The 22,175-nt window shown below is 70.5% G+C and carries 25 protein-coding genes; 20 read left to right on the forward strand and 5 right to left on the reverse strand.

Annotated features, from left to right (window positions below; translation table 11 throughout):
• Positions 1 to 24: 24 nt before the first annotated feature.
• The 11 genes from QRN40_RS07085 to QRN40_RS07135 are packed head-to-tail and all read left to right on the forward strand — an operon-like array spanning position 25 to position 9,559.
• Positions 25 to 417: a flagellar basal body rod protein FlgC gene (locus QRN40_RS07085; protein WP_285114837.1), complete on the forward strand. Its 393-nt coding sequence runs from the start codon at positions 25 to 27 to the stop codon at positions 415 to 417.
• Positions 417 to 722, forward strand: coding sequence for a flagellar hook-basal body complex protein FliE (fliE, locus tag QRN40_RS07090; RefSeq protein WP_285114838.1), 306 nt, complete (start codon positions 417 to 419; stop codon positions 720 to 722). The genes QRN40_RS07085 and fliE overlap by 1 nt, the downstream gene beginning before the upstream one ends.
• The gene (fliF, locus tag QRN40_RS07095) at positions 722 to 2,326 is read left to right on the forward strand and encodes a flagellar basal-body MS-ring/collar protein FliF (RefSeq protein WP_285114840.1); all 1,605 of its coding nucleotides are present in this window, start codon (positions 722 to 724) and stop codon (positions 2,324 to 2,326) included. The genes fliE and fliF overlap by 1 nt, the downstream gene beginning before the upstream one ends.
• A complete protein-coding gene (fliG, locus tag QRN40_RS07100) occupies positions 2,323 to 3,333 on the forward strand; it encodes a flagellar motor switch protein FliG (protein WP_285114842.1) in 1,011 nt (336 codons plus the stop codon). Before fliF ends, fliG begins: the two co-directional genes overlap by 4 nt.
• The gene (locus QRN40_RS07105; protein ID WP_285114843.1) at positions 3,323 to 3,931 is read left to right on the forward strand and encodes a FliH/SctL family protein; all 609 of its coding nucleotides are present in this window, start codon (positions 3,323 to 3,325) and stop codon (positions 3,929 to 3,931) included. Before fliG ends, QRN40_RS07105 begins: the two co-directional genes overlap by 11 nt.
• 5 nt (positions 3,932 to 3,936) lie before the next feature.
• Positions 3,937 to 5,241 (forward strand): FliI/YscN family ATPase, encoded by a 1,305-nt coding sequence (locus tag QRN40_RS07110; RefSeq protein ID WP_502878936.1) that lies wholly within the window; start codon positions 3,937 to 3,939, stop codon positions 5,239 to 5,241.
• On the forward strand, positions 5,241 to 5,675 hold the full coding sequence (locus QRN40_RS07115; protein WP_285114845.1) for a flagellar FliJ family protein: 435 nt from the start codon (positions 5,241 to 5,243) through the stop codon (positions 5,673 to 5,675). Before QRN40_RS07110 ends, QRN40_RS07115 begins: the two co-directional genes overlap by 1 nt.
• Positions 5,672 to 6,379, forward strand: coding sequence for a C40 family peptidase (locus tag QRN40_RS07120; RefSeq protein ID WP_285114846.1), 708 nt, complete (start codon positions 5,672 to 5,674; stop codon positions 6,377 to 6,379). Before QRN40_RS07115 ends, QRN40_RS07120 begins: the two co-directional genes overlap by 4 nt.
• 26 nt (positions 6,380 to 6,405) lie before the next feature.
• The gene (locus QRN40_RS07125) at positions 6,406 to 7,878 is read left to right on the forward strand and encodes a flagellar hook-length control protein FliK (protein WP_285114847.1); all 1,473 of its coding nucleotides are present in this window, start codon (positions 6,406 to 6,408) and stop codon (positions 7,876 to 7,878) included.
• 12 nt (positions 7,879 to 7,890) lie between these two features.
• Positions 7,891 to 8,355, forward strand: a complete 465-nt coding sequence (locus QRN40_RS07130; RefSeq protein WP_285114848.1) for a flagellar hook assembly protein FlgD — start codon at positions 7,891 to 7,893, stop codon at positions 8,353 to 8,355.
• A 31-nt stretch (positions 8,356 to 8,386) separates the two neighbouring features.
• The gene (locus QRN40_RS07135) at positions 8,387 to 9,559 is read left to right on the forward strand and encodes a flagellar hook protein FlgE (protein WP_285114849.1); all 1,173 of its coding nucleotides are present in this window, start codon (positions 8,387 to 8,389) and stop codon (positions 9,557 to 9,559) included.
• An 80-nt stretch (positions 9,560 to 9,639) separates the two neighbouring features.
• Here QRN40_RS07135 and QRN40_RS07140 read toward each other — a convergent pair whose 3' ends face one another.
• Positions 9,640 to 10,059, reverse strand: a complete 420-nt coding sequence (locus QRN40_RS07140; RefSeq protein WP_285114850.1) for an arsenate reductase ArsC — start codon at positions 10,057 to 10,059, stop codon at positions 9,640 to 9,642.
• A gap of 232 nt (positions 10,060 to 10,291) precedes the next feature.
• Here QRN40_RS07140 and QRN40_RS07145 point away from each other — a divergent pair, with 232 nt between their 5' ends.
• The 7 genes from QRN40_RS07145 to arfA all read left to right on the forward strand — a co-directional run bounded on the left by QRN40_RS07145 (position 10,292) and on the right by arfA (position 17,551).
• Complete coding sequence (locus QRN40_RS07145) at positions 10,292 to 10,642, forward strand: ArsR/SmtB family transcription factor (protein WP_285114851.1); 351 nt, start codon at positions 10,292 to 10,294, stop codon at positions 10,640 to 10,642.
• A gap of 70 nt (positions 10,643 to 10,712) precedes the next feature.
• The gene (locus tag QRN40_RS07150) at positions 10,713 to 11,462 is read left to right on the forward strand and encodes an ABC transporter permease (RefSeq protein WP_285114852.1); all 750 of its coding nucleotides are present in this window, start codon (positions 10,713 to 10,715) and stop codon (positions 11,460 to 11,462) included.
• A gap of 89 nt (positions 11,463 to 11,551) precedes the next feature.
• Positions 11,552 to 12,565 (forward strand): LacI family DNA-binding transcriptional regulator, encoded by a 1,014-nt coding sequence (locus QRN40_RS07155; protein ID WP_285114853.1) that lies wholly within the window; start codon positions 11,552 to 11,554, stop codon positions 12,563 to 12,565.
• Positions 12,566 to 12,673: 108 nt separating this feature from the next.
• Positions 12,674 to 14,002 carry an ABC transporter substrate-binding protein gene (locus QRN40_RS07160; RefSeq protein ID WP_285114854.1) on the forward strand — a complete coding sequence of 443 codons (1,329 nt, stop codon included), beginning with the start codon at positions 12,674 to 12,676 and terminating at the stop codon, positions 14,000 to 14,002.
• An 86-nt stretch (positions 14,003 to 14,088) separates the two neighbouring features.
• Entirely contained in the window at positions 14,089 to 15,030 is a 942-nt protein-coding gene (locus QRN40_RS07165) for a carbohydrate ABC transporter permease (protein WP_285114855.1), read from the forward strand.
• Positions 15,027 to 15,992 (forward strand): carbohydrate ABC transporter permease, encoded by a 966-nt coding sequence (locus tag QRN40_RS07170; protein WP_285114856.1) that lies wholly within the window; start codon positions 15,027 to 15,029, stop codon positions 15,990 to 15,992. Before QRN40_RS07165 ends, QRN40_RS07170 begins: the two co-directional genes overlap by 4 nt.
• Before the next feature lie 53 nt (positions 15,993 to 16,045).
• Positions 16,046 to 17,551 (forward strand): arabinosylfuranosidase ArfA, encoded by a 1,506-nt coding sequence (arfA, locus tag QRN40_RS07175; protein WP_285114857.1) that lies wholly within the window; start codon positions 16,046 to 16,048, stop codon positions 17,549 to 17,551.
• A 137-nt stretch (positions 17,552 to 17,688) separates the two neighbouring features.
• Here the strand turns inward: arfA and QRN40_RS07180 are convergent, their stop codons facing one another.
• The 3 genes from QRN40_RS07180 to QRN40_RS07190 are packed head-to-tail and all read right to left on the reverse strand — an operon-like array spanning position 17,689 to position 19,659.
• The gene (locus tag QRN40_RS07180) at positions 17,689 to 18,513 is read right to left on the reverse strand and encodes an OmpA/MotB family protein (protein ID WP_285114858.1); all 825 of its coding nucleotides are present in this window, start codon (positions 18,511 to 18,513) and stop codon (positions 17,689 to 17,691) included.
• A gap of 1 nt (position 18,514) precedes the next feature.
• Positions 18,515 to 19,333, reverse strand: coding sequence for a motility protein A (locus tag QRN40_RS07185; RefSeq protein ID WP_285114859.1), 819 nt, complete (start codon positions 19,331 to 19,333; stop codon positions 18,515 to 18,517).
• On the reverse strand, positions 19,333 to 19,659 hold the full coding sequence (locus QRN40_RS07190) for a flagellar FlbD family protein (RefSeq protein ID WP_285114860.1): 327 nt from the start codon (positions 19,657 to 19,659) through the stop codon (positions 19,333 to 19,335). Before QRN40_RS07190 ends, QRN40_RS07185 begins: the two co-directional genes overlap by 1 nt.
• A gap of 136 nt (positions 19,660 to 19,795) precedes the next feature.
• Between QRN40_RS07190 and QRN40_RS07195 the strand changes: the two genes are divergently transcribed.
• Both QRN40_RS07195 and fliN read left to right on the forward strand, forming a co-directional pair.
• The gene (locus QRN40_RS07195) at positions 19,796 to 20,680 is read left to right on the forward strand and encodes a flagellar motor switch protein FliM (RefSeq protein WP_285114861.1); all 885 of its coding nucleotides are present in this window, start codon (positions 19,796 to 19,798) and stop codon (positions 20,678 to 20,680) included.
• Between the two features lie 4 nt (positions 20,681 to 20,684).
• Positions 20,685 to 21,398: a flagellar motor switch protein FliN gene (fliN, locus tag QRN40_RS07200; RefSeq protein WP_285114862.1), complete on the forward strand. Its 714-nt coding sequence runs from the start codon at positions 20,685 to 20,687 to the stop codon at positions 21,396 to 21,398.
• Between the two features lies 1 nt (position 21,399).
• Here fliN and QRN40_RS07205 read toward each other — a convergent pair whose 3' ends face one another.
• Positions 21,400 to 22,140, reverse strand: a complete 741-nt coding sequence (locus QRN40_RS07205) for a formylglycine-generating enzyme family protein (RefSeq protein WP_285114863.1) — start codon at positions 22,138 to 22,140, stop codon at positions 21,400 to 21,402.
• Positions 22,141 to 22,175 lie beyond the last annotated feature (35 nt).

Consider the following 22,175-nt stretch of genomic DNA (forward strand, 5'->3'; position numbering starts at 1 on the left):
TCCGGACCACGACAGGAGCATGACGTGACCTTCGACGCCATCGGAATCGCCGGGACGGGCCTCACCCTGCACCGGCACTGGCTGGACGCCATCTCGGACAACATGGCCAACATCAACACCGCGAAGCCGACGAACGGCGCCGCCTTCCAGGCGCGATACGTCGTGGCCCAGGAGGGCCAGGGCGTCTCGGGCGTGTACGTGGGCGGCGACGCCTACGGGAGCGCGGAGGGCCGCATGGTCTACGAGCCGACCAACCCCGTCGCCGATGCGAACGGCTACGTGCGGTACCCCGACATCGACCTCTCCGAGCAGATGGGGGCGCTCATCATGGCCCAGCGGGGCTACCAGGCGAACGCCGCGGTCGTCAACCGCGCGAAGGAGACGTACCAGGCGGCGCTCCAGATCGGAAAGAACTGATGCCCATTCCCGCGATCGGAGCGATCTCCGGCATCGGCGCCACCGGTGGAGTCACCGCCACGCAGGCGACGGGTGCAACCGGGGGAGCGTCCTTCGGGAACGCCCTCACCGGCGCCATCGACAACCTGCAGCAGCTGCAGGGCACGAGCGACAAGCTCGCCATCCAGGCCGTCACCGGGAACCTGGACGACATCCATGACGCCACCATCGCATCCACCCGCGCCCAGGTGACCCTGGAGCTGGTGGCCGGCGTCCGGAACAAGGCGGTCGACGCGTTCAACGAGATCATGCGGATGCAGGCCTGATGCCCCAGCAGGTGAGTGGATTCCTCCGGCGGCTCGGCGACACGATCCGCGGCTTCTCTGTGGCCCAGCGGGTCATCGCCATCATCGGCGTCGCGGTGGTCGTGCTCGGCATCACGGGCATCTCGATGTGGGCGTCGCAGCCGTCGTACACGCCGTTGTTCTCGGGTGTCGCCGCCACGGATGCGTCGGCGATCGTCGACCAGCTCCGCACCGACAACGTGCCGTACCAGCTGACCGACGGGGGAGCGACCATCCTCGTCCCGCAGGAGAAGGTCTACGACGAGCGCCTGAAGGCCGCCTCGGCCGGCCTCCCCGCGTCGACGACCGGCGGATACTCGCTGCTGGACAAGATGGGCGTCACGTCGTCCGAGTTCCAGCAGAACGTGACCTACAAGCGCGCGATGGAGGGTGAGCTCGGCAACACGATCGGCGCCATGAAGGGCGTCAAGACCGCCTCGGTGCGTCTGGCGATCCCTGAGGACACCGTGTTCGCAGCCGAGAAGAAGGATCCGACCGCCTCCGTCTTCGTCGAGACCCAGAGCGGCGTCACGCTCAGCGCCGATCAGGTGCAGGCCATCGTGCACCTCACGAGCGCGGCCGTTCCCGGCATGAAGCCGACGGATGTCGCAGTGGTCGACGCCGACGGGACCGTGCTGAGCACGGTCGGCGGGGGCGCGACCGGGGGAGCGGACAAGCAGGCCAACGACTACGAGACGCGCGTGAAGTCGGCGGTCCAGGAGATGCTCGACAAGGTGGTCGGTCCGGGCAACGCCACGGTCGCCGTCGCCGCGGACGTCAGCACCGAGAGCGCCCAGCGGACCGAGGAGTCGTACACGACCCCGACCGCGGCGCCGTCGCTCAGCGAGACGACTCAGAAGGAGACCTACACGGGCTCCGGCGGCGCCGGCAGCGCCGGGGTGCTCGGGCCGGACAACCTGGCCGTCCCGAACGGCGGCAGCGGGAACGGCACCTTCAACTCCGAGTCGAGCACCAAGGACAACGCGGTCGACAAGGTCACCGAGCAGCGCACCATCCCGGCCGGCGCCATCAACCGGCAGACCGTCTCGGTCGCGCTCAACTCCGACGCGGTCGGCAGCGTCAGCGCCAACGAGATCCGCAACCTCGTCAACGCGGCCGCCGGGATCGACGTCAAGCGCGGCGACGCGGTCAGCGTCGAGATGGTGCCGTTCAGCAAGACCGGCGCGACCGAGGCGGCGAAGGCGCTCAAGGAGGCGAAGGATGCCGCCGCGGCCGACCAGCTGAGCAGCATCATCCGCACCACGGTGATCGCCGCAGCGATCGTGGCAGCAGCGATCATCGTTTTCGCGCTCTTCCGCCGGGGCCGCCGCCGCGCAGCGGAGGAGGCGGCGCTCGCGGGCGACACCGACACGCTGGCGCTCGACGCGGCCGCGTTCCCGATCGCGCTCGAGCAGGCCGCGCCGACCGTGCCGATGCAGCTGGACCCGCTGCCCGACCTCTCACCCGACCCGGCGGAGGTCGAGGCAGACCGCCGCCGCGCCGAGATCGACGCTCTCGCCGAGCGCGACCCGCAGCGGACCGCGGAGTTCCTGCGCAGCCTCATGGATGACAGGGCAGGCGTATGAGTACCGTCCTGACCGGCGCACAGAAGGTCGCCGTGGTGCTGATGAACATGGATCAGCAGCGCGCCGCCCAGGTGATGAAGCAGTTCTCCGACGAGGAGGCCGACGAGATCACCGCCGAGATCCTGCGCCTGCGCCGCGTGGATCCGGGTGTCGCCGAGAAGGCGCTGGACGAGTTCCACGACCTGGCGACGCGGGGGACCATGTCCACGCGCGGCGGCCGCGACATCGCCGTCGGCCTGCTCGAGGCGTCGTTCGGCGCCGAGCGCGCCACCGGCGTGCTCAACCGCGTCGCCTCCAACCTGGCGGGCAAGCAGTTCGAGTTCCTCGATGCGGTCGAGCCCGCGCAGGTGCAGATGCTGCTCGCCGGTGAACTGCCGCAGACCAGCGCGCTCGTGCTCGCGCACCTGCGCGCCGACCACGCCTCGCGCATCCTGACCGGGCTGGACGAGCGTGCCCGCACCGAGGTGGCACACGCGATCGCCACGATGGGCTCGCCCAGCCCGGATGCCGTGCGCGTGGTCGCGGAGACCCTGAAGCAGCGGGCCGGCGCGGTCGTGTCGTCGCGGACGGCGTCCGACGCCGTCGGGGGAGTGCAGCCGCTGGTCGACATCATCAACCGGTCGGACGCCGCCACCGAGAAGGCTCTGCTGGAGGCGCTGGAGCAGCGCGATCCGCAGCTCGCCGAAGAGGTCCGCTCGCGCATGCTCACGTTCGAGGACATCGTGCGGCTGGAGTCGCGCGACGTGCAGCAGGTGCTGCGCGGTGTCGACGCAGCGGTGCTCGCGGTGGCGATGAAGGGGGCGACCGAGGCGGTCGCCGAGGTCATCACCACGAACCTCTCCGAGCGCAACCGCGAGATCCTCGAGGAGGAGGTCCGCATCCTCGGGCCCGTGCGGGTGTCGCAGGTGGAGGACGCGCGGGCCGAGATCGTGCGCTCCATCCGCGACCTGGAGGCCACCGGGGCGATCACCGTGCAGCGCGGGGACGAGGACGCATATGTCGAGTGAGTCCGCCGTCGCGCCGGCGTTCGCGCCGTTCGCCGTCCCGGTGATCGCCGAGACGGCGCACGAGCGCGCCGCGATGACCTCGGCGCGCTCGCGCGGGTACGCCGCCGGGTTCGCAGAGGGCCGGCGTGCGGCCGCGCGCGAGCAGGCGCAGTGGCTCGCCCAGGCGGAGGAGGCGCGCGCCGCCGTGACCGCGGAGGCCGCCGAGCGGGCCGCCGTGCTGGCTGCGGCCCTGCGCGCGTCAGCGGTGGAGCTCCGGGAAGCGACCGTACCCGTGCTTTCGGACGCGGAGGCCGCGCTCGTCGAGGCCGCCTTCGAGCTCGCGTCGACCGTGGTCGGCGTGGTCCTGGACGACCGCCTGGCCGCCGCACGCGCGGCCGTCGAGCGCGTGCTCTCGGGCGTGTCCCACGGCGCGCTGCCCGTCGTCCGCCTGAACCCGGACGACCTGGCCGACCTGCGCGACGCGGGGCTCGCGGCCGACGTGCAGCTCGTCGCCGACCCGGCACTCGCTCGCGGGGACGCGATCGGCGAACTGCCGAACGGCTGGCTCGATGGGCGCATCCACGCCGCCCTGGACCGGGCCAGGGAGGCGCTGTCGTGAGCGCCCTGCTCAGCCGATGGGACGCCGCGGTCGGCGCTGCGGGCGTCGAGCGGGTCGGACGGGTGACGGCGGTCGTCGGCCTCGGGGCCGAACTGGAGGGCGTGCCGGCCGCGCTCGGCGACGTCGTCGTGATCGGCGAGAACCCCGGCGTGCACGCCGAGGTCGTCGCGACCACGGCCGACCGGGTGAAGGTGATGCCGTACGGACCGCTGACCGGCATCGCCGCGGGAGCCCCGGCGCGGGCTGTTCGCGCTCCCCTCCTCGTCCCGACCGGTCGAGGGATGCTCGGACGTGTCGTGGATGCGCTGGGCCGGCCGGTCGACGGCCGCGGCCCGATCGAACCCGACGGCTTCGTCACCCTCGGCAACCGCGCGCCGGACGCCATGCGCCGCGCGCGCATCCTGCAACCGCTCGGGCTGGGCGTGCGGGTGCTGGACACCATGGTGACGACCGGCCGCGGCCAGAGGCTGGGCCTGTTCGCGGGATCAGGGGTGGGCAAGTCGTCCCTGCTGTCGATGATCGCCCGCGGCACCGATGCGCAGGTGTCGGTGATCGCCCTGGTGGGGGAGCGCGGCCGCGAGGTGCGCGAGTTCCTCGAAGACGACCTCGGTCCCGCCGGCCTCGCGCGATCGGTGGTCGTCGTGGCCACGTCGGACGAGCCGGCCGTCATGCGCCTGCGCGCCGCGTTCGCGGCGACACGCATCGCCGAGGCGTTCCGGGACGAGGGCGCCGACGTCGTCCTCATGATGGACTCCCTCACCCGCGTCGCGATGGCGCAGCGCGAGATCGGACTCTCCGCAGGCGAGCCGCCGGCGACGCGCGGCTATCCGCCGTCGACGTTCTCGCTGCTCGCGCAGCTGCTGGAACGGGCCGGGACCGGCGAGACCGGCTCGATCACCGGCCTCTACACGGTGCTCGTGGACGGCGACGACCACAACGAGCCGATCGCGGACGCGGCCCGGTCCATCCTCGACGGGCACGTCGTGCTCGACCGGAAACTCTCCGTGATCGGCCACTTCCCGTCGGTCGACGTGCTCGGCTCGGTGTCGCGGCTGGCGTCGCGCGTGGCCACGCCGCAGCAGCGGGCCGCGGCGGTGGCGCTGCGCAGCATCCTCGCGGCCAAGGTCGCCGCGCAGGATCTGCTCGACGTCGGCGCGTACAAGCCGGGGACGAACCCCAAGGTGGATGCGGCGGTCGCGCACGCCGATGCGATCGACGCATTCCTGCGCCAGGCCATCGACGAGCCCGCCGCCGCGGCGGAGTCGTGGGCCCGGTTGGACTCGCTCATCGGGATGCTGGGAGGCGTGTGATGGCACGAGCGTTCGCACTGGCCGGTCTGCTGCGGCTGCGGCAGATCGAGAAGGAGCACGCGGCGAGCGACCTCGCCGCAGCCAATGCGCTGCGACGGGATGCGGGGGAGCGGCAGGCGCGGGCCATCGCCGCCCTGCACTCGATCCCGGCCGACGCCACGGACGCGAGCACCCTGTTCGCGATGGCGGCCGCCCGCGCCTCCAGCCGGAGCATGCTCGCGGACCTCGACGCGCTCGCCGCACAGCGGGATGCCCAGGCCGCCGCCGCCCAGCAGGTGTTCACCGAGGCGAAGAAGCGCGCGGTCGGACTCGAGAAGCTCGAGACGCGGCATCGTGCGGAGGTCGTCGCCAACGAGCTCAGCGCCGAGCAGTCGGCCATCGACGAGGTCGCGACCGGGGCGTGGCAGCGCGCCCGCGAAGGGGGAGAGGCATGAGCATCACGGACGCGATCGGGCGGATCTCGCAGATCCAGGCGACACTGGTGCAACTGGAGACCCCGCAGCGGGCGACCGCGCTGAACGGGTCGTCGTCTTCCGCTTCCTCGGCCGTCTCGTCGGCCGCCTCGAGCACCTCCGCAACGGACTTCGCCTCGGCGCTCTCGGGGGCCCTCGGGGCGACGGACACCGCGTCGACCGGCGGCCCCACCGGGGCGGATGTCGTCGCGGACGCCAAGAAGTACCTCGGCGTGCCGTACGTGTTCGGCGGAACGAGCGCGTCGGGGCTCGACTGCTCCGGGCTCGTCCAGCGCGTCTTCAAGGACCTCGGGGTCGACGTGCCCCGGCTCGTCTCCGGGCAGTCGACGGTCGGCACCGAGGTGCCCTCACTCGCCCAGGCCCAGCCCGGCGACCTCATCGTCACGAACGGCGGCGAGCACATCGTCATCTACGCGGGTGACGGCAAGGTCATCCACGCCCCCAGCGAAGGACGCAACGTGAGTCTCGTGAACAACTGGATGGACGACTCCGACATCGTCACGATCCGGCGGGTGCTGCCGCAGGCGGCGCCTGCGGCAGCGGCGGCGGCGACGTCGGCGACGTCGGTCGCGGGAACGGCGGCGGGTTCGGCGTCGGCGTCGTCGGCCCAGGCGGACATGATGCGCTCGCTGTTCGCGTCGCTGATGCAGGGCGGCTCGCTGTGAGCCCGGCGCCGGTGGCGGCGGCCCCCGTGTCACCGCCCGCGGGTCGCTCCGGGCAGACCGCGCCCGCTGGACGTGCCGGTTCGGGGCAGGCGTTCGACGCGTTCCTCCGCGGAGCGGTGGATGCTGCGCCCGGCGACGATCGCGCGGTGTCGCGGCCCAAGACGGCCCGGAACGAGCGCGGGACGACGGACCAGGCGGATACGGCCGGCTCGGGACGGGCCGCACAGTCTGCCGGGAAGGATGCGGCGCCGGCGTCGGTGGCCGACGGCACTGTCGCGCCTGCGAAGGCGGACGCCGTTGCCGGCGCCGCGACCGCGGCAGCGTCCGCGCAGGGCGTTCCGGTCGCGGTGACGGCGGCGGCTGCGACAGCGCCGAATGCTGCGGCTGCGGTCGCGCCGGATGCGCTCGCCGTCCCCGCCGGAGGCGCGCCCGCGGCCGCCACGGTCACGAGCGTTGTGTCCGCAGCCTCACCCGCCGTAGTGCCGGACGCCGGTGCCGCCGGTGCGGCGACGACAACGGTCGCAGCACCGCTCGCCGAGACGACGCAGCTCGCCGCCTCCGGTGCGGCCGGTGCGGCGAGCACAGCAACCGCGGCAGCAGTCGCCGACTCCGTGCCGTCCGCTCGCCCCGCGACGGGTGGGCCGTCCAGCCGCCCGGCGACTCCGTCGGCCTCTGCGCCTGCGCCCGCGGCCGGAGAGACCGCGGTCACACCGGCGGCCACGTCCACCACCGACTCCGCTCCGGTCCGGCCCGCAGCATCCACGGACACGGTGTCCGCTCGAGACGAGCCGACCGCGACCGCGGTCGCAACCACCGCCCCGGCGGTGCAGCGCGCATCGGCTCCCAACGCGAACGCCGCCCCGGCCACACCGGTCGCAGCGCCCGTCACTCCGGCGGTGGCGAGCCCGGCGAGCGACGGGCTGAGCCGGACCGGCGCATCCACTCGCCCGGAACCCGGCAAGACCGAACCGGTCACCTCCCCGGCCTCCGCGGCACCGCAGCCGATGCCGCTCCTGGAGCGTCCGTCGGCCGCTCCGCCGGTCACCGCGCCGTCCCCGGCCGCGGCTCCGCAGCCCAGCCTCGGCACTCAGCTCGCGCGTCCGGTCTTCACGCTCGCGGCGGCGGGAGCGGGCGAGCACGTGATGACCGTGCACGTCACCCCCGACACCCTCGGGCCCGTCACCGTGCGTGCGCACGTCGGCGGGGAGGGGGTGCGGGTCGAGCTGTTCGCCCCCACCGACCTCGGACGCGACGCGCTTAGGGCCATCCTGCCCGATCTGCGCCGCGACCTCAGCGGCGCCGGGCTGAGCGGCACCCTCGACCTGTCGTCGCAGAACCAGCCCTCCCCGCAGCAGGACGCCCCTGCCGGTGGCCGGCACGGAGAAGCAGAGCAGCGTGCGGACGAGCCGCGCGCGGCCGTCGCGGCCACCGCATCCACCCGATCCACTCCCGCCGCGCCCGCGGACGGGTCCGCCCACACCATCGACCTGATCGTCTAGAAGGGAGCCACCGTGGCCGTCGACCCCATCACCGGAGCCGATACCGCCTCCACGGGCGGCATCTACTCGTCCACCCCCGCCCGCGCGCCGAAGCAGTCGCTCGACAGCGAGGCGTTCATGCAGCTGCTGGTCACCCAGCTCCGCAACCAGGACCCGAGCTCGCCGATGGACACCAACCAGATGATCGCGCAGACCACCCAGCTGGCGACCATGGAGAAGCTGACCAGCATGGACACCACCGCACAGGAGGGCTTCGCCCTGCAGATGCGGCAGGCCGCGGCCGCCCTCATCGGGCACACCGTCAACTATCTGGACAAGAACGGCGACACCCAGACCGGCATCGCCTCCTCCGTGTCGTACGCGGGGGCCGTCCCGATCGTCTCCATCGGCGACCAGAAGATCGCCCTCGACAGCATCCTCGGCGTGGTCACCCCCGCCGCCACCGGCACCGGCGGATCCTCCGCACCGGCCGCCTGACCTTAACTATTCGTTCCAGAAAGGATCCGCCATGCTCCGCTCTCTCTACTCCGGGATCTCCGGTCTCCGCTCCCACCAGACCATGCTGGATGTGACCGGCAACAACATCGCCAACGTCAACACCACGGCGTTCAAGTCGTCCGCCGTGCAGTTCCAGGACACCCTGTCGCAGCTGGTCAAGGGCGCCGGCGGCGCGCAGCCCGAGACCGGCGGCACCAACCCCGCGCAGATCGGCCTCGGCGTGCTCGTTGCGGGAATCTCGACCAACTTCACGCAGGGCGCCGCCCAGGCCACCGGCCGCTCCACCGACATGATGATCAACGGCGACGGCTTCTTCGTCATGAAGATGGGCGGCCAGACCGTCTACACCCGCGCCGGCTCGCTCGACCCCGATGCCCTCGGCCGTCTGGTCGGCCCGGGCGGTGCGATCCTGCAGGGGTGGAACGCGGTCAACGGCGTCGTGCAGCAGGGCGGAGCGCTCAGCGACATCACGATCCCGCTGAAGGCGGTCACCCCCGCGTCGGCGACGACGACCAGCGACGTCACCGGCAACCTGCCGTCCGACGCCGCCGTGGGCGACCAGCTCGTTCGTGACATCGCCGTCTACGACGCGAGCGGCGCGGCCCGAAAGCTCACCCTGACCTTCACCAAGACGGGAGCCGGCTGGAATGTGGGCGGCGCCGACTCCTCGGGCGCGACCGGCGTCGGGGCGCTCACCTTCACCAACGGCGTGCTCACCAGCGGCGGCGCCATGACGGTCGGCGGAGTCGCCATCGACCTCTCCGCGGTGACCGGCTACTCGGGTATCACCACTGTCTCCATCAAGGACCAGAACGGCCGCGCGGCCGGCACGCTCGAGTCGTTCACCCTCGACAAGGACGGCACCATCACCGGTCTGTTCTCGAACGGCGACAAGCAGGCGGTCGGCCGTATCGCGCTCGCCACTTTCGTCAACCCGGGCGGCCTCGAAAAGGGCGGCGGCTCCACCTACAGTGCGACCGTCAACTCGGGTGCGGCGCAGCTCGGCGTGCCGGGCCAGGACGGCCTCGGGCAGCTGCAGGGCGGCTCCCTCGAGATGTCGAACGTCGACCTGTCGCAGGAGTTCACCAACCTGATCGTCGCCCAGCGCGGCTTCCAGGCGAACGCCCGCATCATCACGACCTCCGACGAGGTGCTCCAGGAGCTCACGAACCTGAAGCGCTGAGCCCATCCCGGCCCGGCCCGGCCCGTGAGGTGCTCGTAGGTGCGGCCGCGCACGGCGTGTCGCGCGCAGCTGCGAGCACCTCAGCGTGCGGTGGCGGGGGCGATCTCGGCGAGGAGGGTCTGGACGCGACGCTTGATCTCGTCGCGGATCGGGCGGACCTCCTCGATCGGACGTCCGGCCGGGTCGGTGAGGTCCCAGTCCTCGTAGCGCTTGCCGGGGAAGATCGGGCAGGTGTCGCCGCATCCCATCGTGATCACCACATCCGACTCCTTCACGGCCTCGGTGGTGAGGATCTGGGGGGTAAAGCCTGCGATGTCGATGCCCTCCTCGGCCATCGCCTGGACCGCGATCGGGTTGAGCTGGTCTCGCGGCTCCGAACCGGCCGACAACACCGCGACACGGTCCCCGGCGAGTTCGCGCAGGAACCCAGCGGCCATCTGCGAACGGCCCGCGTTGTGCACGCAGACGAACAGGACGGTCGGGGTGGCGGTGTCGGTCATGGGGGTCCTCGTCGTGGGATGCGGTGGGAAGATGCGTGGGGCCGCCGCCCGGAGGGGCGACGGCCCGTTTGGTCAGCAGCAGTCCGGCGGGCAGGACCCGTCGGGCAACGGCTGGCACTCGAGAGTGTCACAACAATCCATGGCCATTCTCCTTCCTTCATCGACGTTTGTCGATGAACCTAGGATGAACACATACATTGACGAGTGTCAATATATGGAGCATGATCGGATCATGGCGATGACCGACCTCCTCCCGCTGCGCGACCTGCAGGCATGCTGCGCGCCGATCACGAAAGAAGTGATCTCCGAGCCGGACGCCCTTTCGCTCGCGTCCGCGATGAAGGCGCTCGCCGATCCCGCCCGCCTGCGGCTCCTCTCGATGATCGCCGCACACGAGGACGGCGAGGCGTGCGTCTGCGACCTCACCGAGCCGCTCGGTCTCTCACAGCCGACGGTCTCGCATCACCTGAAGGTCCTCAGCGCCGCCGGGTTCCTGACCCGGACCAAGCGCGGCACCTGGGCGTACTACCGGATCGCGCCGGGGTCGCTCGACGCCGTATCCTCCTTCTTCGGCTCGGTCTGACGCGGATCTTCCGGATGGATCGGGTCGAGCCCTGACCGCGCACCCGGCGGCGACCTCGTAGGCTCGTCCCGTGCCGATCCTCTCCGAGCTGGCGCCGACCCTGCTCGGCGTGGCGGTGCTCGCCCTGCTGGCGGTCGCGGTGCTGTCCGCATACCGGGTTCCGCACCGGTGGGCGCCGGCGCTCGCCATCCTGCGCGGGGCAGCGCAGCTCGCGATCATCAGCGTCATCCTCGCCGGCGTCATCACCGATCCGGTGTGGGTAGCCCTCGCGCTGCTCGTGATGTTCTCGGTCGCCGCGGGCACCGCAACGCACCGGATCGGGTGGTCGCGCGACCACGCGGTCATGATGGCGACCGCGATGGCGACCGGAGTGATCGTGTCGTTCTCGGTGGTGTTCCTCACCGGCGCGATCGAGTTCAGCGCACGCTATGCGCTCGCGATCGGGGGCATCGTGATCGGGAACTCGATGAGCATCGCCACGCTCGCCGGGCGCCGCTTCACCGAGGCGGTGGGCGACCACTGGGATGAGGTGGAGGGGTGGATGGCGCTGGGCGCGACACCGAGGCAGTCGACCCTGGAACAGGCGCGGGCGGCCGTGTATTCGGCGCTCATCCCGTCGGTCGACCAGACCAAGACGACCGGCCTCGTGACCCTGCCGGGCGCCTTCGTCGGTGCGATCTTCGGGGGCGTGTCGCCGCTGGAGGCCGGCCGATTCCAGGTCGTCGTGCTCGCGGCGATCATGGCGGCAGGGGCGATTACGGCGGTCATCGTGTCCGCGTGGCTCGCGCCGGTGCGGGTGCGGCCCGCGGCCCTGCGCTGAGAACAGCGACCTGTCGCGTCGCGCACAAATGAGGGCATTGCCTTCAACGTTGTAAAGTCGAGCCAGGCGCGCACGAGAGGGGAGCATCCATGGCTGCGACGATGCACGATGTCAGCCGGCTCGCCGGCGTGTCCATCAAGACGGTGTCGAACGTCATCAACGACTACCCGTACGTGCGGGAGGAGACCCGCCGCAAGGTCCTCGACGCCATCGAGACCCTCGGCTACACGCCCAACCTCTCGGCGCGGAGCCTGCGTTCCGGGCGCACCAACGTCATCTCGCTGATGATCCCGGACCTCCGCAACGCGTACTTCGCCGAGCTCGCCGACTCGGTGATGCGGGCCGCGGCGGAGCGGGGGCTCACCGTGCTGATCGAGCAGTTCGGCAGCGAACGGCAGCGCGAGATCGACACGGTGCGGCAACCGCGGGCGCGGATGGTCGACGGCGTGCTCTACAGCGTGCTGACCCTCGATCAGGACGACGTCGACCTGATCGCCGAGGTGACCACGCCCGTCGTCCTCTTGGGCGACCGCAACTTCGGGGCGCCGCGCGACCACGTCACGATGCGGAACACCGAGGGCGCCAAGGCGGCGACCGAGTACTTGCTGCGCTCCGGCCGGCGCCGGGTCGCCGCGTTCGGCGCCCACCCGGGCGAGGTCATCGGCTCGGCTGCGCTGCGCCTCGAGGGCTACCGGCAGGCGCTCGCCGAGGCCGGTCTCCCGTTCGACGAGTCCCTCGTCGTGCCGGTCGGGTCCTGGCATCGTCGCAACGGCGCCGAGGGAATGCGCGACTTCCTCGCCACCGGAACGGACTTCGACGGGCTGGTCGGGTTCAACGACGCGATCGCGCTCGGCGCCCTGCGCGTGCTGCAGGAGTCGGGGAGGCGCGTGCCGGAGGACGTGGCAGTCATGGGCTTCGACGACATCGACGAGACGCAGTACTCGATGCCGACCCTGTCGACCATCGACCCCGGGCGGGAGGAGATCGCGCGCATCGCCGTCGACCTGCTGGTCCGGCGGATCGAGGCCGGATCGGAGGCGTTCGTCCCTGAGGAGATCGCCGTCCCGTTCCGGCTGGTCGAGCGCGAGTCCACCGGGGGGTGAGGCGAAAAACCATTTGACACGGTCACATCCGACGCGCATCATGGTCTCTACAACGTTGTAGTACAACGTTGTAGACGAAGGTGTCACACACACCGCGAAGGGAATCCAATGAAGAAGCTCCTTGCAGCGGGCGGCGTGATCGCGGTCGCGGTCGCAGCGCTCACCGGGTGTTCGTCAGGCAGCGGCGCAGCAGCCAGCTGCCAGAACACGATCGTGAACTCGGACGCCAAACAGGTCACCATGTGGGCCTGGTACCCCAACTTCGAGCCGGTCGTCGACCTGTTCAACAAGAACCACAAGGACGTCCAGATCTGCTGGACCAATGCCGGGGCGGGGACCGACGAGTACACGAAGTTCTCGACCGCGACGCAGGCCGGTTCCGGCGCACCGGACGTGGTGATGCTCGAGAGCCAGGTCGTCCCCAGCTACGTCGCCGACGGCTCCATCGTGGACCTCAGCGCCCTGGGTGCCGACTCGGTGAAGTCGAACTACTCCGAGGGCGCCTGGAGCGATGTCAGCCAGGGCGGGTCGGCCTACGCCATCCCCGTCGACGGCGGTCCCGTCGGCCTGCTCTACCGCAAGGACCTCTTCGACAAGTACGGCATCGCCGTCCCGACCACCTGGGACGAGTACGCGGCCGCCGCGGCCAAGATCAAGGAGGCGAGCGGCGGCAAGACCCTGATGACGACCTTCCCGGGCAACGGCAATGCCTACCAGACGGCCCTGTTCGCCCAGGCGGGGTCCGCGCCGTTCACGCTGAGTGGCAAGCAGGACATCTCCATCGACCTGAACGACGCCGCCAGCCTGAAGGTCTACACGTACTGGAACGACCTGGTGGAGAAGAAGCAGGTGGCCACGGAGAACACCTCGACCACCGACTACAACACCCACCTCGTCAACGGCACGTACGCCACGGCCATCGCCGCCGCCTGGCTCCCGGGCTATCTGCAGGGATTCACCGGTGCCGACAAGACCGCGAAGTGGGCCGTGGCGCCGGTCCCGCAGTGGGACCCGGCCAACCCCGTTCAGATCAACATCGGCGGGTCCGCGTTCGCCGTGAGCAAGCAGGCTCAGAACCCCAAGGCGGCGGCGAAGGTCGCGACGGAGATCTTCGGCACAGAAGAGGCGTGGAAGCTCGGCATCGAGAAGGCGGCGCTGTTCCCGCTCTGGAAGCCCATCCTCGAATCCGACTACTTCACGACGAAGGCCTACCCCTTCTTCGGCGGCCAGAAGATCAACCAGGATGTGTTCCTCACCGCGGCGAAGGACTACAAGGGCTTCCAGTTCACCCCGTTCCAGAACCTCGTCTACGACAAGCTGACCGACGCGATCAACTCGACGAACAAGGGCAAGGCGACCCCCGCGGAGGCGCTCAAGACCTATCAGAGCGCGGTCGAGAGCTACGCCAAGCAGCAGGGTTACACCGTCACCAAGTGACGGACCGAGGTGCCCGGGCCGCGCTGATGCCCTGCCCGGGCACCTCTCCAGCATCACCCGTTCCCCCATCCTGAAGGGCTTCACCGATGACCCAAACCGCCGTCGCACCGCCGCGACAGCGCCCGCCGCGGACACCCCGCCGCGACATGGTCGGCCTCCGCCGCGCGCGGTGGGGCTGGGCGTTCACCGCCCCGTTCGCCGTCTTCCTCGTCGCGTTCCTGCTGGTGCCGCTCGTCTACGCGTTCGTGCTCAGCCTCCAGAACACGACGCTCGCCGGAGGCACGTCGTGGGTGGGCCTCGCCAACTACGCCAAGGCGTTCACCGACCCGCTGTTCCTCGACGGCGTGTGGCGCGTGCTCCTGTTCGCCGTCATCATGATCCCGGCGCAGATGCTCGTGGCCCTGGTCGCCGCGCTCCTCATCGACGCTCTGACCACACGGTTCGCGAAGATCTCGCGCCTGCTGATCTTCGTCCCCTACGCCGTGCCCGTCGTGATCGGCGCGCTGATGTGGGGCTTCCTCTACAGCCCGAGCTTCGGACCGGCGCAGGAGCTGTTCGGGCTGGTGGGGCTGCAGGCGCCCAACTTCTTCTCCGACGGGAACGTCTTCGGCTCGCTGGTCAACATCGTGACCTGGCAGTGGGCCGGCTACTACATGATCATCATCTACGCGGCACTGCAGGGGGTCGATCCGTCGATCTACGAAGCGGCCCGGGTGGATGGCGCCAACGCCTGGCAGATCGCGCTGCGGATCAAGGTCCCGATGGTGGCGTCGTCGCTGCTGCTTGTGCTCGTCTTCGCCCTGATCGGGACGCTGCAGTTCTTCAACGAGCCGCAGATGCTCCGGGGGATGGCGTCCGGCTCGATCACCTCCAACTACACGCCGAACATCTACGCCTACACGGTCGCGTTCTCGTACCACCAGTTCAACTACGCCTCCGCCATCGCGTTCGCACTCGGGCTCGTCATCTTCATCGGCTCGTACGCGTTCATGTTCGCCACGCGCAAGAGAAGTGGACTGATGAAATGACCACCGGACTCCTGAACCCGGCCGAACCGGCCACGGACACGCGCAGCATCCATGCGCGCAGCACCCGTACGGGGCGGCCCCTCCGTTCCCGCAACGACGCGCCGGCCGGCCGGCGCACCGGACGCCAGGTGATCCCGCACATCGTGCTCGCCGCGTTCATCGTCTACTTCGCCCTGCCGTTCTGGTGGCTGCTCGTCGCGAGCACCAAGAGCCAGCAGAGCCTGTTCGACGGCAAGACCAGTCCGCTCTGGTTCTCGGGATCGTTCGACCTGTTCTCGAACATCGGCTCGCTGTTCAGCTACTCGGGCGGCCTCTACGCGCACTGGCTCGGGAACTCGTTCCTCTACGCCATCGCCGGCGGCGCCGGGGCCACCGTGCTCTCGGTGCTCGCCGGGTACGGGTTCTCGATGTACGGCTTCCGCGGGCGGAGGCTGTTCTTCGCCATCGTGCTCGGTTCGGTGATGGTCCCCGCGACGGTGCTCGTCATCCCGATGTTCGTGCTGATGAGCGGGGCGCATTTGACCAACACGATCTGGGCCGTCATCCTGCCGTCGATGCTGAATCCGTTCGCCGTCTACCTGATGAAGGTCTACACCGACGAGGCGATCCCCTCCGAGATGGTGGATGCAGCCCGCGTCGACGGTGCGGGCGAGGTCCGCATCTTCGCCCGCGTCGCCCTCCCCCTCATGCGCCCGGCCGTCGTGACCGTTCTGCTGCTCTCCATCGTCGGCACCTGGAACAACTTCTTCCTGCCGTTGGTGATGTTCTCGAACCCGCAGCTCTTCCCCGTCACCGTCGGACTCGGCGCCCTCCAGGCGCAGGCGCAGGTGAACACCGGCGGTCAGTCGCTGTGGAACCTCGTCATCACCGGCGCCCTGATCTCGATCATCCCGCTGATCGTCTCCTTCCTCACCCTGCAGCGCTACTGGCAGGGCGGACTGGCGATCGGCAGCGTCAAGTGAGCACCCCGCACCACGGAACCCCCCACCGCACGAAACCAGGAACGCAGGAGACCATGTCCGAGACCCGCATCGCCCTCGACCGCACCGCGCGCGTCGCCACCGTCAACCGCCGCATCTTCGGCTCGTTCGTCGAGCACCTCGGGCGCTGCGTCTACGACGGCATCTACGAGCCGGGGCACCCGACCGCGAACGAGGACGGGTTCCGGCTGGATGTCGTGGATCTGGTGCGCGAACTCGGATCGTCGACCATCCGCTACCCGGGCGGCAACTTCGTCTCCGGCTTCCGCTGGGAGGACTCGGTCGGTCCGCGCGACCAGCGGCCCGTCCGCCGCGACCTCGCCTGGCACTCGCTGGAGTCGAACCAGGTGGGACTGGACGAGTTCTCCCGCTGGCTGAAGCTCACCGGCTCCGAGCTGATGCTCGCCGTGAACCTCGGCACCCGTGGCATCCAGGCCGCCCTCGACCTGCTCGAGTACGCCAACCACCCGTCGGGCACGGCGCTCAGCGACCAGCGGATCGCGAACGGTACTCCCGAACCGCACGACATCCGGATGTGGTGCCTGGGCAACGAGATGGACGGCCCCTGGCAGACCGGCTACATGACGGCGGACGACTACGGCAAGCTCGCCGCGCGCACCGCGGCCGCGATGAAGATGGCCGACAAGGATCTCGAGCTCGTGGTGTGCGGTTCGTCGGGCTCCGGGATGCCGACCTTCGGCGAGTGGGAGCGCATCGTCCTCGAGCACTCCTACGACCACGTCGACTACATCTCCGCCCACGCGTACTACCAGGAGCGCGGCGGCGACCTGGCGTCCTTCCTCGCGTCGTCGGTGGACATGCAGTACTTCATCGACACGGTCGTCGCCACGGCCGACCACGTCGGGTACCGGCAGAAGAACACGAAGAAGATCCAGATCTCGTTCGACGAGTGGAACATCTGGTACCTCGACGAGCACAAGGAGTCGGAGGAGGTCAACGACGACTGGCGCTACGCCCCGCGCCAGCTGGAGGATGTCTACTCGGCCGCCGACGCGGTGGTGCTCGGCAACCTGCTGATCACGCTGCTGAAGAACCACGACCGGGTGACCAGCGCATCCCTCGCCCAGCTCGTCAACGTGATCGCACCGATCATGACCGAGCCGGGCGGCGCCGCCTGGCGCCAGACCACCTTCTTCCCGTTCTCGGTGACGAGCCGGCTGGCGCGCGGCGAGGTGCTCCGTCCCACCATCACGACCGGTACCTACGAGTCGGCCGTGTACGGCGAGGCGGACCTGGTGGATGCGGTCGCCACCTTCGATGAGGCCGACGGCTCGGCCGCGCTGTTCGTCGTGAACCGCAGCCTGACCGAGACGCAGACGGTCCGGGTGGATGTGCGCGACCTGGGCGTCTCCGACGTGCGTGAGGCGCTCTCCCTGTGGGACGAGGACGTGTACGCCAAGAACACGATCGACGACCAGGAGCGCGTCGGCCTGCGCCCGACACCGGTCGCCACGCTCGCCGACGGCGTGCTCACGCTGGAGCTCCCGCCGGTCTCCTGGACGGCCGTGTCGCTGGCCTGACCGCGCCCGGCCCCCGTCCGTCGCGCGGAACGGAGGAGTCTCAGTCCCATACGGCTGGAGACTCCTCCGTAACCCGCCGTTCGGCACCCTCGGCCTCCGAAACTCCTCCGTTTTCCGGAGCGGCGGGAGGCGCGGGCTCAGCCGGATGCGGACGCCGGGGCGGTCGCCGGCGCGTCCAGCGCCTGCGGGATGAGCTTGCGGATGTTCTCCGCCTGGTTCGACAGCACCACCACATCCACTCGCCGGTTCTGGGCGAGGTCGTTGTCGGTGGTGCCCGTGAACCCGGCGACCGGTCGCGCGGAGCCGTAGCTGACGGCCGCGATGCGTCCCTGCGGGAATCCGTTCACCTCGACGAGGTGGCGCAGGACGCTGGTCGCGCGTCCGGCGGACAGCTCCCAGTTGGTCGGGTAGGGGGCGCCCGGCTGCCGGAGGTCGGCGTGGCCCTCGACCGAGACGGCATAGGACGCGGGGGCGAGCACCGGTCCGATGTCGTTCAGCACCGTGACGGCCCGCACGCTCAGTTCGGCCCGGTTGGAGTCGAAGAAGGTCGAGTTGCCGACCAGGCCGATGGTCAGCCCGCGCTCGTCGATCTTCATCTCGACCGAATCCTGGAGCCCGTCGTGGGTCAGCGCCGCCTGGATCTGGTCCTCCAGGCGCTTCAGGTCCTGCGCCTCCTGCTGGGCGAGGGCGAAGTCGGTCGTCTTGCCGGACTCGTCGACGTGCTTCGGGGGCACGATGACGCCCTTGGCGGTGTCGACCTTCTGGGTCTTCACCTGGCCGAACCCGGTCGCCAGGGAGTCCTTCAGCTGCTCGAACTTCTTCGCATCCACCGTCGACATCGCGAACAGCACGATGAACATGCACATGAGCACGGTGACCATGTCCATGTAGGAGGCCATCCAGCGCTCCTCGTTCTCGTGCTCCTCCGGCTCCTCGTGCTTCTTCCGACGGCGGGCGGCCATGTCAGGCCGCTTCCTCGACGGGATCCTTCGCGCCGCGCGCCGGCTTGGCGCTCTTACCCGCGGCCTTCTCGGCGTCGCCGTCCGGGATCATCGCGCGCAGGCGCTCGCCGAGGAGCCGTGGCTGGCTGCCCGACTGGACGGCGAGCACGCCTTCCAGGAGCAGCGTCATGCGCTCGACGTCCAGCTCGGAGAGCCGGCGCAGGCGGGCGCCGAGAGGCAGCCACAGGAAGTTCGCGGAGAGCAGGCCCCACAGGGTCGCGACGAAGGCGCTCGCGATCAGCGGGCCGAGCTCGCCCGGCGTCGCGAGGTTCTCGAGGACGTGCGTGAGCGAGACGACGGTACCGATGATGCCGATCGTGGGCGCGTAGCCGCCCATGGCGCTGAAGAACTTCGCGGCGACGCGGTCCTTCTTGGAACGCGTGGCGATCTCGTCCTCCAGCAGGACGCGCAGCTCGTCGCCGTCGGTGCCGTCGGCGATGTTCTGCAGGGCGCGCTTCAGGAAGGGGTCGTCGACGCCCTCCGCCTCCTGCTCCATGGCGAGGAGGCCGTTGGCGCGCGCCTTCTCGGCGAGCCCGACCACCTGGTCGATCACCTGCTGCGGGGGCTCGATCTTGCCCCGGAACGCGCGGGGGAGCGCCTTCACCGCGGTGAGGAAGTCCTTCACCGTGCCGCTTGCGATGCCGACCGCGACGGTGGCCCCGAAGACCAGCACCATGGGCGCGGGCAGCAGCAGCGAGCTCAGGTGCGCGCCCTCCATCGTCACCATCGCGACGACGGAGCCGAACGCGAGGACGATGCCGATGATCGTTGCCGGGTCCATCACTTCTTCCTTGCTCGAATGGGGACGGCGCGGGCCTCGGGGTGAGCGTGCGCCGTCTCGTTGTCTTCCAGTCCTGGCAGCGGCACGAGCCCCAGTGTCGGCGCGGGCACAGGGCGCGGACCGGCGGCGGGGAGGTCGTGGGCGAGGGCGATCACACGCGCCCGGTACGCGGCGATCTTCTCGATCACTTCGGACATGGATTCGGTGACGATGAATTTCGCCCCGTCGACCATGACGAGAGTGGTGTCCGGACTGGCGTGGATGCGCTCGATGAGGTCGGGGTTGACCGCAAACTGGCTGTCGTTCAATCGGGTGACGACGATCATGGGGGCGAATCCTGGTCTCGGCTCCGGGTGAGCCGTCACGAGCCCACTATCGGCGTCGGCCGGTCGGTCGTTAGGGGGACCGGGGTTCTGCGCGGCCTCCCTAACGCCCTGCGCTCACCGGCCGATAGTCGCATCCGTGACGACTCTGCAGGCCCCGGCACCGGATGCGCTCGAGGCGCCGGTCTACGACTTCCGGCGGCCCACGACGCTCGCCCGGGAGCACTCGCGCGTGCTCGAGCTCGCGTTCGAGACATTCGCGCGGCAGTGGGGGACGCAGCTGACCGCGAAGGTCCGCGTGCTCAGCCAGGTCGAGTGCGACAACGTGCAGATGCAGACGTACGACGAGTACGCGGCGTCCCTGCCCGCGACCACGGCCATGGTGCTGTGCGAGCTGGAGGAGATCGCGCCGAAGGCCGTCATCCAGTTCCCGACCGTCGCCGCCCTGTCGTGGGTGAACGCGATGCTCGGCGGACAGGGCACGCCCGTCGACCACGAGCGCACGTTCACGCAGATCGAGCACGCGCTCGTCCGTCGGCTGATGGATGACGCGCTGGAGGACCTCAGCTACTCGCTCGGGTCGCTGCTGGTGAACCCGATCGCGGTGGACGCCATCCAGTACAACTCACAGTTCGCCCAAGCCGCGGCGACCTCCGAGCTGATGATCGTCGCCGGGTTCGAGCTGCACGTCGGCGACAACACGGCGCGGGCGACCCTCGCCCTTCCTGCCGTCGCCCTGCTCCCGCAGCTCGGCGAGACGAATCCCACCCACAGCACCGACAACGCGCGGGAGCTGGTGGATGCCCAGCTGTCGCGCGTCCCCGTGGATGTGGCGCTCCGGCTGGCGCCCGCGACAGTGCGTCCCAGCGTGGTGCTGGGGCTCGCGGTCGGCGACCTGCTGCCGCTGCCGCACCCTCAGCACCGACCGTTCGATCTGACCGTCGGCGACCAGGCCATCGCCTCGGCCGCTCTCGGCTCGAGCGGCTCGCGTCTCGCCTGCGTGATCACCAACACCGAGGACTGAACCCATGAGCATGACCCTCTCGAACACCGCCGGGATCTCCCTCGGCCAGGCCCAGGCCGCGGCGGAGGCGCTCTCGCGCCTGCTGCCGACCGGCGCCCCGCTCACGCCGCTGCTCGCGCAGGGATCGGACGTCGACGGCGCCAACCGTGCCGTCGTCGCCACCTTCGTCGGTGCCGTCTCCGCCGACTTCGCCGTCGTGCTGCTGGAGGCGCCGCAACTGGTGGACGACGGGATGGACGGCTCGCCGGTGGTGGCGCTTCAGGATGTGCTGCAGCCGGCCCTCGAGGCGGCCAGCGACACGCTCGGCGCCGGCGTGCTCGACGACGCCCGCACCGACGACGCGGCGGAGCTCTTCGCCGACCCCTCGACGACGGTGTTCGCGCTGTCCGGCCCCGCAGGCGTCGCCGGCTGGTTCGCGATCCGGGGGCGGGCGTCGGTCGCCGAGCGTGCCGCAACCGGCGTGCTGGGCGGCAAGCTCGCCCGGATCAGCAACGTGGAGATGGCCCTGACGGTGGAGATCGGCCGCACCCGGATGGCCGTGCGGGACGTGCTGGCCATGGAGCCGGGCGCGGTCATCGAACTGGACCGCTCGGCCGGCTCGCCCGCGGATGTGCTGCTCAATGGCCGCCTCATCGCGCACGGCGAGATCGTGGTCGTCGACCAGGACTACGCGGTCCGCATCACCAAGATCCTCGACGCGGCCGAAGACCTGGACTGAGTCAGCGCCGCGGCGTCCATCCCGGAGGCAGCGGTCCGTCGAGGGAGGCGCGCTCCGCGTCCTCCGCAGCGGACCACCCCTGCGCGGCGCCGTCGGCGTCGAAGCCGCCGCGGGCGAACCGGAAGCCGACGTCCTCCAGCTGCGTGCGCGGCGGACCGCCCCGGCGCACGGAGGCCCGCACGTTCCACGCGTCGTCCGCGAACCCGCCGCCCCGGAAGACCCGGTAGTCGCCGTAGCGGCCGGGGTCGAGGAGGTCCCAGCACCACTCCCAGACGTTGCCGAGCGTGTCGAAGAGCCCGTTGAGGTTCGGGAGGCGCAGCCCGACGTCCTGAGGTTCGCGCACCCCGTCCGCGCTGGTCCAGGCGATCTCCGGCAGCGGGCCGTAGTGGGGAGCGGCCGACCCGGCGCGGCAGGCGTACTCCCACTCCGCCTCGGTCGGCAGGCGATAGCCGTCCGCATCCACGTGCCAGGTGACGTCCTCGCCGTCGAACGTGTACGCCGGGTCCAGCCCCTCCCACTCGGAGGCCGCGTTGCAGATCCGCACGGCACGCAACCAGCTGATCCCGGTGGCCGGGCGGCGCGGATGCGGCGCCGGCTCGCCGATCAGCTCGGCCGCCTCCGCCTCCGTCACGGCGAAGGTGCCCAGTTCGAACTCCTCCAGCTCCACCGTCCAGCGCCGCTCGCGCCGGGCGTCGTGCAGCTGGACGCTCCCGGCCGGGATGCGCGCCAGCTCGATGTCCACGGCCCCAGCATCCCACCTCCCGTGCCTCTGTTTCG

It is taken from the genome of Leifsonia sp. fls2-241-R2A-40a, assembly GCF_030209575.1.
Lineage (GTDB): Bacteria > Actinomycetota > Actinomycetes > Actinomycetales > Microbacteriaceae > Leifsonia.

Bases quoted from the DNA above. Each gene is read 5' to 3' on its own strand.
- QRN40_RS07185 (WP_285114859.1), bottom strand. From the start codon at position 19,333: ATGGACCCGGCAACGATCATCGGCATCGTCCTCGCGTTCGGCTCCGTC.
- QRN40_RS07120 (WP_285114846.1), top strand. From the start codon at position 5,672: ATGAGCATCACGGACGCGATCGGGCGGATCTCGCAGATCCAGGCGACA.
- fliF (WP_285114840.1), top strand. From the start codon at position 722: ATGCCCCAGCAGGTGAGTGGATTCCTCCGGCGGCTCGGCGACACGATC.
- QRN40_RS07135 (WP_285114849.1), top strand. From the start codon at position 8,387: ATGCTCCGCTCTCTCTACTCCGGGATCTCCGGTCTCCGCTCCCACCAG.
- arfA (WP_285114857.1), top strand. From the start codon at position 16,046: ATGTCCGAGACCCGCATCGCCCTCGACCGCACCGCGCGCGTCGCCACC.
- fliN (WP_285114862.1), top strand. From the start codon at position 20,685: ATGAGCATGACCCTCTCGAACACCGCCGGGATCTCCCTCGGCCAGGCC.
- QRN40_RS07165 (WP_285114855.1), top strand. From the start codon at position 14,089: ATGACCCAAACCGCCGTCGCACCGCCGCGACAGCGCCCGCCGCGGACA.
- QRN40_RS07115 (WP_285114845.1), top strand. From the start codon at position 5,241: ATGGCACGAGCGTTCGCACTGGCCGGTCTGCTGCGGCTGCGGCAGATC.
- QRN40_RS07180 (WP_285114858.1), bottom strand. From the start codon at position 18,513: ATGGCCGCCCGCCGTCGGAAGAAGCACGAGGAGCCGGAGGAGCACGAG.
- QRN40_RS07170 (WP_285114856.1), top strand. From the start codon at position 15,027: ATGACCACCGGACTCCTGAACCCGGCCGAACCGGCCACGGACACGCGC.
- QRN40_RS07145 (WP_285114851.1), top strand. From the start codon at position 10,292: ATGGCGATGACCGACCTCCTCCCGCTGCGCGACCTGCAGGCATGCTGC.
- fliG (WP_285114842.1), top strand. From the start codon at position 2,323: ATGAGTACCGTCCTGACCGGCGCACAGAAGGTCGCCGTGGTGCTGATG.
- QRN40_RS07155 (WP_285114853.1), top strand. From the start codon at position 11,552: ATGGCTGCGACGATGCACGATGTCAGCCGGCTCGCCGGCGTGTCCATC.
- fliE (WP_285114838.1), top strand. From the start codon at position 417: ATGCCCATTCCCGCGATCGGAGCGATCTCCGGCATCGGCGCCACCGGT.
- QRN40_RS07160 (WP_285114854.1), top strand. From the start codon at position 12,674: ATGAAGAAGCTCCTTGCAGCGGGCGGCGTGATCGCGGTCGCGGTCGCA.
- QRN40_RS07140 (WP_285114850.1), bottom strand. From the start codon at position 10,059: ATGACCGACACCGCCACCCCGACCGTCCTGTTCGTCTGCGTGCACAAC.
- QRN40_RS07105 (WP_285114843.1), top strand. From the start codon at position 3,323: ATGTCGAGTGAGTCCGCCGTCGCGCCGGCGTTCGCGCCGTTCGCCGTC.
- QRN40_RS07190 (WP_285114860.1), bottom strand. From the start codon at position 19,659: ATGATCGTCGTCACCCGATTGAACGACAGCCAGTTTGCGGTCAACCCC.